Raw genomic sequence first — 1,609 nt, 5'->3', positions numbered from 1 at the left:
CGCTTCACGCTCGACAAGCAGCGCCACGTAGGCGCTGGCAAGATCCGAGGGAAGATCAACCGGCTTCGAATTCATGCACCGATTGAATCATATTCCATTGTATTTTCAACTCAAAAGCCATGTTTCCTGAGGGTTGTGCCAGTCAGTCCCGGACAATAGATAAGTCAGCTGCGCAGGAGATACTGTCACAGCTCCACCCTCAACTGTCGGCCAGATGAAGCGTCTGCATGATCCTTGGCCATCATGCCAGATGACCTTCAACAAATTTCCGCGTTTGCCCCTGAAGCAAAACAGGTTGCCCCCAAGGGGGATTGTGTTTGAGGACCTCCTGCACCCGGAGCGCCAGCGATGGAAAGCCAGATCTCATATCGGTGTAGCCCGTCGCCAACCACACACGCACGCCTTCTGTCGGGATCATCGCAGCATTTCCAGGCCCTGCAAGATCCGCATCAGGACACTTACGTCGACAGTGCGGTCAACGATCACACGCCGACCGGTTGCACCGACGATTTCTATCCGGCCACCTGCAGACACCGCTTGGCTGGCAGCCGACACTTCGGAGTGCGATCGCACAGGAGCCGGCTCTTCCGTCTCCACATCGTGCACGCTGTGACCGACCACACCCATGTCAATGAAGGCCATCGGTGGGGTCTCGGATCGGCCACCCAATCTCCGTTCCTGGGCTTGCTTGATCCAGATGTGCAAGTGGTTCGCGTTCATGTCGTGACGCCGCGCGACAACCGCCACCGGATCACCGGACTCCTGCACCTCACCCACGATCGCCAGCTTCTGCTCGACCGTCCAGGAGCGGCGCGTCCGCTGTCGGCCGGCATCCGTCGGCAGCGATAGAGCTGCCGGCGTGCTCGCTTCCACCCTCGACGGCTGCTCCATAGCCAGATACTTCATCGCTAAGCGTCCACTTAATTTAAGCGGACACTAACGCCACAAGGTCATCGAACACGTGATGCCGTGGTCGGTCATCAGGCGCTGGAACTGCTCGCCTTGCGACCCCTGGTCGGAATGATGCAGCAGGCTGTCGGGCTTACCCCGGCGCCAGATTGCCATGATAAGCGCATCGGTGACGAGCTGGGCTGTCATCTCGGCCTTCATCGCCCAGCCGACGACACGGCTGGAGAACAGATCGACGACGGCGGCAACGTAAAGCCAACCTTCCGCGGTCCAGATATAGGTGAAATCGGCGATCCATCTCTGGTTCGGCGCCGACGCCTCGAAAGCGCGGTCAAGGAAGGTTGTAGTCCATTCTCCCGCTCGATGCGATGCAGACCGCAAGAAAGTCCCTCGGCCAGCACGTCATGCCAGACGCGACGAGACCCATAGGTGCGGTCGATGCTCTTGAAGCTTCGGTCGATCCTAGACACGAGGATCTCGTCGTCCCGAGAACGACCGCTGGGGCTGCGGTTGAGCCAAGCATGGAAGCCTGAGCGGGACACATCCAGCGCACTGCACAGCCATACCACCGGCCAGATGTTCCGGTGCCTCGCGATGAAAAGCGGACCTCATGCCACTTCCCCCGCGAAGTAGGCTGCGGCCTTCCTAAGAAACAGCACCGCCGGCGTCGCAGGGAACGGCTTGCAAGACGAAGCCCAGC

Annotated in this window: 3 protein-coding genes and 1 pseudogene; all 4 read right to left on the bottom strand. The window is 59.9% G+C overall.

Going from position 1 to position 1,609, the window contains the following annotated elements; genetic code table 11:
* Positions 1-105 precede the first annotated feature (105 nt).
* The gene (locus tag ACWGS9_RS34780; RefSeq protein WP_454509427.1) at positions 106-261 is read right to left on the bottom strand and encodes a hypothetical protein; all 156 of its coding nucleotides are present in this window, start codon (positions 259-261) and stop codon (positions 106-108) included.
* Positions 242-367 (bottom strand): hypothetical protein, encoded by a 126-nt coding sequence (locus ACWGS9_RS34775; RefSeq protein WP_454509428.1) that lies wholly within the window; start codon positions 365-367, stop codon positions 242-244. The genes ACWGS9_RS34780 and ACWGS9_RS34775 overlap by 20 nt, the downstream gene beginning before the upstream one ends.
* Before the next feature lie 47 nt (positions 368-414).
* Entirely contained in the window at positions 415-906 is a 492-nt protein-coding gene (gene tnpA / locus ACWGS9_RS34770) for an IS66-like element accessory protein TnpA (protein ID WP_454509426.1), read from the bottom strand.
* A 42-nt stretch (positions 907-948) separates the two neighbouring features.
* A pseudogene (locus tag ACWGS9_RS34765) lies at positions 949-1,554 on the bottom strand (DDE-type integrase/transposase/recombinase); the annotation flags it as partial.
* Between the last annotated feature and the right edge of the window lie 55 nt (positions 1,555-1,609).

The sequence above is a fragment of the Mesorhizobium sp. Arg314 genome (genome assembly GCF_053714275.1).
The sequence above is the reverse complement of the archived record's forward strand: the minus strand, read 5'-3'. Positions and strand labels throughout refer to the sequence as shown.